Source organism: Kitasatospora sp. MBT66 (assembly GCF_000710405.2).
Classification (GTDB): Bacteria; Actinomycetota; Actinomycetes; order Streptomycetales; family Streptomycetaceae; genus Kitasatospora; species Kitasatospora purpeofusca.
Genome location: NZ_JAIY01000006.1, coordinates 867,956 through 873,703, shown reverse-complemented (window position 1 = coordinate 873,703; position 5,748 = coordinate 867,956). Strand labels below are relative to the sequence as shown.

Annotated in this window: 4 protein-coding genes; all 4 read right to left on the bottom strand. The window is 71.3% G+C overall.

Annotated features, from left to right (window positions below; genetic code table 11):
- Positions 1–568 (bottom strand): ATP/GTP-binding protein (locus tag BI06_RS16370; RefSeq protein WP_043468793.1); only part of this gene is annotated, 568 nt, incomplete at its 3' end.
- Entirely contained in the window at positions 549–1,283 is a 735-nt protein-coding gene (locus BI06_RS46380) for a DUF742 domain-containing protein (protein ID WP_078880774.1), read from the bottom strand. The genes BI06_RS46380 and BI06_RS16370, both read right to left, overlap by 20 nt.
- Positions 1,284–1,444: 161 nt before the next feature.
- Positions 1,445–1,858 carry a roadblock/LC7 domain-containing protein gene (locus BI06_RS16360; RefSeq protein ID WP_043468791.1) on the bottom strand — a complete coding sequence of 138 codons (414 nt, stop codon included), beginning with the start codon at positions 1,856–1,858 and terminating at the stop codon, positions 1,445–1,447.
- 10 nt (positions 1,859–1,868) lie between these two features.
- On the bottom strand, positions 1,869–5,324 hold the full coding sequence (locus BI06_RS16355) for a nitrate- and nitrite sensing domain-containing protein (protein WP_051741114.1): 3,456 nt from the start codon (positions 5,322–5,324) through the stop codon (positions 1,869–1,871).
- Between the last annotated feature and the right edge of the window lie 424 nt (positions 5,325–5,748).

Below are 5,748 nucleotides of genomic sequence, written 5' to 3'. Positions count from 1 at the left end.
GGAGGGCGTGTTCGACGAGGGTGATGAGGGCGCTCTTGGCGCTGTCGCGTCGTCGGGCGTCGAGGGTGATGACGGGGGTTTCGGTGCTGAGCTGGAGTGCTTCGCGGACTTCGTCGGGGGTGTGGGGCTGGTGTCCGTCGAAGCCGTTGAGGGCGACGACGAAGGGGAGTCCGCTGTTCTCGAAGTAGTCGAGGGCGGGGAAGCAGTCGGCGAGGCGGCGGGTGTCGACGAGGACGACGGCGCCGATGGCTCCGCGGACGAGGTCGTCCCACATGAACCAGAAGCGGTCCTGTCCGGGGGTGCCGAACAGGTAGAGGATGAGGTCCTCGTCGAGGGTGATGCGGCCGAAGTCCATGGCGACGGTGGTGGTCGTCTTGCCGGAGACGTGGCTGAGGTCGTCGATGCCGGCGGAGGCGCTGGTCATGACGGCTTCGGTGCGCAGGGGGTTGATCTCGGAGACGGCGCCGACGAGCGTGGTCTTGCCGACGCCGAAGCCGCCTGCGACGACGATCTTCGCGGAGGTGGTGGCGCGGGTGGGGGCGGCCGCGTTAGAGCTTGCGAAGTCCACTGAGGACCCTTTCGAGCAGCGTGACGTCGGGCTGGTTTCCGGTTTCGCCGCCGGAAGCGGGCTGGTGGATGGCGACCAGGCCGGCCTCGGCCAGGTCGGCCACGAGGATCCGCGCCACTCCCAGGGGAAGGGAGAGCAGCGCCGAGACCTCGGCCACGGACTTCACCTCGGTGCACAGGGTGCAGATCCGCTGGTGCTCCGGCAGCAGGGTGGACAGTCGCTGCGGATCCACGTCGGCGGAGACGAGCGCCTCCAGGGCGAGCTCGTACCGGGGCCGGGTCCGTCCGCCGGTCATCGCGAACGGGCGGATCAGCGGGCCGCTGTCCGGCTCGTCCTCGTAGTCGTCGTACCCGGACCGGGACGGTCCGCCGGGCTGCTGCCCGGACGGCTGCCCGGCAGCCGGTCCGCGACCGCGGAGGTGACCGGACTGCTGCCCGCCCGCCCCGCCCGGATACCCGGCCGGAGGAGCGTCGTACGAGGGCTGGGGCTGGGTGTACTGGTCGTACTGCCCCGGCGGGTACGGCTGGCCGTAGGCCGGCTGTCCGTAGGGACGGCCGTGCTGCTGGCCCTGCTGCTGGCTTTGCTGCTGCTGGCCGGGGAGCGGCTGGCCGTACTGCTGACCGTGGCCGACGACGCCGGGTGTTCCGAAGGCGTCGTGGCCCGTGCCAGGGTACGGAACGCCGTACTGGCCGCTGCGGTCGTCGGGCGGTGTCACGGTTCCTCTCCTCACAAGGTGCGGCGGTGCGGTGCGAGCTCGGGCACGAGTCCTGAGCCAGTGGTGCGAAGGCCGTACAACGTCCGAACCCGAGCCCGCCGAAGCGGGCCCGGGACGGGCGTGGAGGTGCTTCGAATACCTGGACGGTATCCGACGAACCGTCAGTGCAGGAGACTGCCCTGGAGTTCAGCGCGGAGCGCGGGGGTGAGGACCGCGCCGGCGCGGTCGACGAGGAGGGCCATCTCGTAGCCGACCAGGCCGATGTCCGAATCGGGGGCGGCCAGGACGGCGAGGGCGGAGCCGTCGCTGACGGCCATCAGGAAGAGGAAGCCCCGTTCCATCTCGACCACGGTCTGGTTGACCTCGCCGCCCTCGAAGATCCGGCTGGCGCCGGTCGTGAGGGAGGTGAGGCCGGAGGCGACGGCGGCGAGCTGGTCTGCGCGGTCGCGAGGGAAACCCTCCGACATGCACAGCAGGAGGCCGTCCGCGGAGACCACCACCGTGTGCGACACCCCAGGGGTGTTGTCCACGAAATTGGTGATCAGCCAGTTCAGGTTCTGTGCGGCCTGGCTCATCTGACTCAACTCAACGCTCCTGGTGGTTCGAGCCGCCGAAGAGATCGGTGCTGCGATTCTGCTGTCCGTTGCCGGACGGGTCTACCTGATCGGGGTCGATCCGGAAGCTTCCGGTACTGCCGGCGCTGCGGCCCTGCTCGACGCCGCGGCGCAGGTTGGTGAGACGGCCGCGGACCTCCTCGGGCGCGCGGGACACCTGCGGACCGTCCTGCGGGGTGGGCTGGGCGTTGCCCGGCACCAGGTTCTGCTTGGGCACGCGCCGGGGCAGGCCGGCCTGGGTGGTGCCGCTGGAGGAGGGCTCGCGGAGCTTCTCCGCCCGCTGCCAGTCGCCGTCGTTGGGCGACTGCCAGGTCTGGCCGCCGGCCGCGGTCGGGCCGGTGGGCCCGTAGCCGCCGAGGGCGGACACGTCGTGGCTGCCGCGGGGCTCGGCCGGACCGGACGAGGTGTCCTTGGCGCCGGCGAACCAGTTGGGCGTCTCGCCGCTCTCCTGCGGGCCGGACGGGAACCCGCCGCCGGCCAGCTGCTGGCCGGGGCGGCGCTGCGGCAGCCCGGACGGCAGGGTGGCCGAGCCGTTGTCGGCGGCGGCCGGGAGGGCCGGCTGCTCCGGGGCGTACGGGTGGCCCGCCGGGGCCTCCTCGGCGTAGCTCTCGCCGGCGTAGCCGGAGCGGTCGTAGCCGTCGCCCTGGCCGTACTCGTCCGGCCGGCCGTACTGGTCGTAGCCCTGCTGCGGGTACTGGGCGTAGCCGTCCTGCTGGCCGTAACCGTCCTGCTGGCCGTATCCGTCCTGCTGGCCGTATCCGTCCTGCTGGTACCCGGCGTCCTGGCCGTACTCGTCCTGCTGGTAGCCGTACTGGTCGTCGGCGTAGCCGGACTGCTCGTAGCCCTGCTGCGGGTACTGCGCGTCCTGGCCGTAGTCCTCGTCGTTGCGACGGCCGTACGCCGGGTACTCGTCCTCGACCTCGGCGTCCAGCACCTGCCGGTCGCCCTCCGGGCCGGACTCCAGCGCGGCGCGGCGGACCTGGTCCAGGCGCTGGGAGCGCTGGACGGCCTCCAGGGCCGGGCTGAAGCCGCTGGAACCGGTGCCGTTGTGGCCGGTGAGGTGGTCGTCGAAGCCGAGTTCGGCGGCGCTGCGGGCCTGGTCCCGGTCGGGGGCCCACTCGGCGGCGGGCTCCTGGTCGGCGAAGATCCGGGAGACGGTGAACTGCTCCTCGGGCTCCGGCGCCGCGGCCATCTGGGTCAGGAACGGCGGCAGCATGACCAGCGAGGTGGTGCCCGCGGACTCGCCGGAGGGGCGGAGCTGGACGCGGACGTCGTGCCGCTGGGACAGCCGGCCGACCACGAACAGGCCCATGCGGCGCGAGATGGTGGCGTCCACCGTGGGCGGCTCGGCCAGCTTCTCGTTGATCTCCGCGAAGTCCTCGGCGGTGAGGCCGATGCCCTTGTCGTGGATCTCGACCAGCACCCGGCCGTCGGGCAGGCGGGTCGCGTTGACCAGCACCCGGGTCTGCGGGCTGGAGAAGGTGGTGGCGTTCTCCAGCAGCTCGGCGAGCAGGTGGACGAGGTCGGTCACGGCGGCGCCGACGACCTCGGCCTCGGGGATGCCGGAGAGCTCGACGCGCTCGTACTGCTCCACCTCGGAGGCGGCGGCGCGCAGGACGTCGACCAGCGGGACCGGGGTGTTCCAGCGGCGGCCGGCTTCCTCGCCCGCGAGGACGAGCAGGTTCTCACCGTTGCGGCGCATTCGGGTCGCGAGGTGGTCCAGCTTGAAGAGGTTCTCCAGCTGGTCCGGGTCGGCCTCGTTGTTCTCCAGGTCCGTGATCAGCGCCAGCTGGCGCTGGATGAGGCTCTGGCTGCGGCGCGACAGGTTGGTGAAGATCGCGTTGACGTTGCCTCGCAGCAGGGCCTGCTCGGCCGCGAGCGCGACCGCCTGCCGGTGGACCTGGTCGAAGGCCCGGGCGACCTCGCCGATCTCGTCCTTGCCGTACAGCGGGATCGGGACGACGTTGGTGTCCACCCGCTCCGGGTCGGTCTTGGAGAGCTTCTCGACCAGCTCGGGCAGACGGTGGTCGGCGATGTCGAGCGCGGCGCTGCGCAGGGTGCGCATGCCGAGGATCATCGAGCGGGCCACGTAGCCGGTGAGCACACCGGCGAGGACCAGCGCGACGATGACGATCAGCGAGTTGAGGATGGCGTCGAAGCGCGCGTTGTCGCGCAGGTCGGCGGCGTCCGCGAGCACGTCGTCCAGCAGCACGACCTCGGTGGCGCGGAGGCTGGAGATGTGGGTGTTGGCGGCCTGGTTCCAGTTCTCCGGGGTGAGGCCGGCGTCCTTGGCCTCCTTGTACGCCCGGTCGGCCACCTCGCGGCCCTGGGACTGCCCGTTGGCGGCGGCCTGGGTGTAGGCGGCACCGATGTTGAGCAGGCCGCCCATGGTCGGGGCGCTGCCGTTGGGCATCCGGTACGCGGTCCGCTGGTCGGCGTTGGCCTGGGCGACCTGGGCGTCGGCGTACTTCTTGGCGTCCTCGGGGGCGCTGCCGGTGTTGAACTCGGAGAGCGCGGTCTGCTCCAGGCGCTGGGCGACCAGCAGCTGCTGGATGAGGTCGACGTTCTCGTAGCGCGTGGTCTTCTGGGCGGCGATGCCGACCAGGAGCTGCAGCATGAGGGCGCGCTGGGTCGAGGCGGAGGCCTTGGCCAGCGACATCGCGTAGATCGAGCGGCCCTTGCTGGTGAGGTTGCTGGAGCCGAGGCCGACCGAGTTGTCGTAGGCGAGCAGCGGGGCGAACATCACCGAGTAGGCGCTGACGGTCGCGGAGGCGAACAGCGTGTCGCTGTAGGCGGTGGCGCGCAGCTGGGGCAGGAAGACGACCATCTGCTGGAACGCGTCGTGGCGCCGGGGGAGCTCGCCGGACTTGTCGCTCGCCTCGTAGGCCGCGTTGTACGACTTGAGGGCGGCGTCGGTGGTCGAGCGCGCCTTGGTGACGTCGTTGTTCGGGTCCTGCTTGGTGATCAGGGGTATGAGCGTCTTGTCGCGCTCGCTCTCCAGTGCCTCGGAGAGCTCGGTGGCGGCCTTGGCGAGGGCCGCGGTGCGCTGGGCGCGGTCGGCCTTGACGAAGCCGTCGATCGAGGTGTTGACGCGCAGGCCACCGAAGACCAGGGCGATGATGACCGGGATCAGCAGAATCGCGATCAGACGGGCCGGCACGCGCCAGTTGCGCGGCCGCACGAAGTCGTACCGGCTGCTCTTCGGCCCGGCGCCGTCCGTGCCCTGGCCGCTGCCGGACCCGAGGACCGGGGCGCCCGTGGGGCGGTCCTTCCCGGTGCCGGGCGGCTGCGGTGCCGGGGCGGCTTGGGGCCGCTCCTCGGTCGGGGTGAACGCCGAGAACCCGCCGGGTTCCGGTGCCGTGCCGTTCGGCTCGCTCTGGCGGGGCTCGGAGCGCCGCTGCGGGGCGACCTGCTGCTTACGCCTCACTCGACAACTACCTCTCGGCCGACAGGCGGCCATGGATCAATCCAGCGCTACCCCCGGTGGCCGCGCGCTCCGGGGAGCGGAGCGACAGCCGTACGGGATCCAGGGGTAGCTGGAATTTCAGCACGTGCAGGGATGGGGGACAAACAGCTGCTGGTGGGCGCTGTGTGCGGTGCAATTTAGGACATTCGCCGACAACTTGGAGCAAAACTGTGGTCTTCTGGCGCTGAGCGACGCTGATTCGCTACAAACAGTCATTGTTGATCACGAAATGCCTACCGAACTGTTATCCGCTGCTTATGCGAGGGTCTTGCGCGTGGCGCCCGGACGACACCTCCCCGCAAGCGAACGCGCCCCGGCACCCCGCCGGTGGGACGGGGTGCCGGGGCCGCCGACCTGGGACTCCGCTCAGCGGAGCCGGGCGAGG

Bases quoted from the DNA above. Each gene is read 5' to 3' on its own strand.
- BI06_RS16360 (WP_043468791.1), bottom strand. From the start codon at position 1,858: ATGAGCCAGGCCGCACAGAACCTGAACTGGCTGATCACCAATTTCGTG.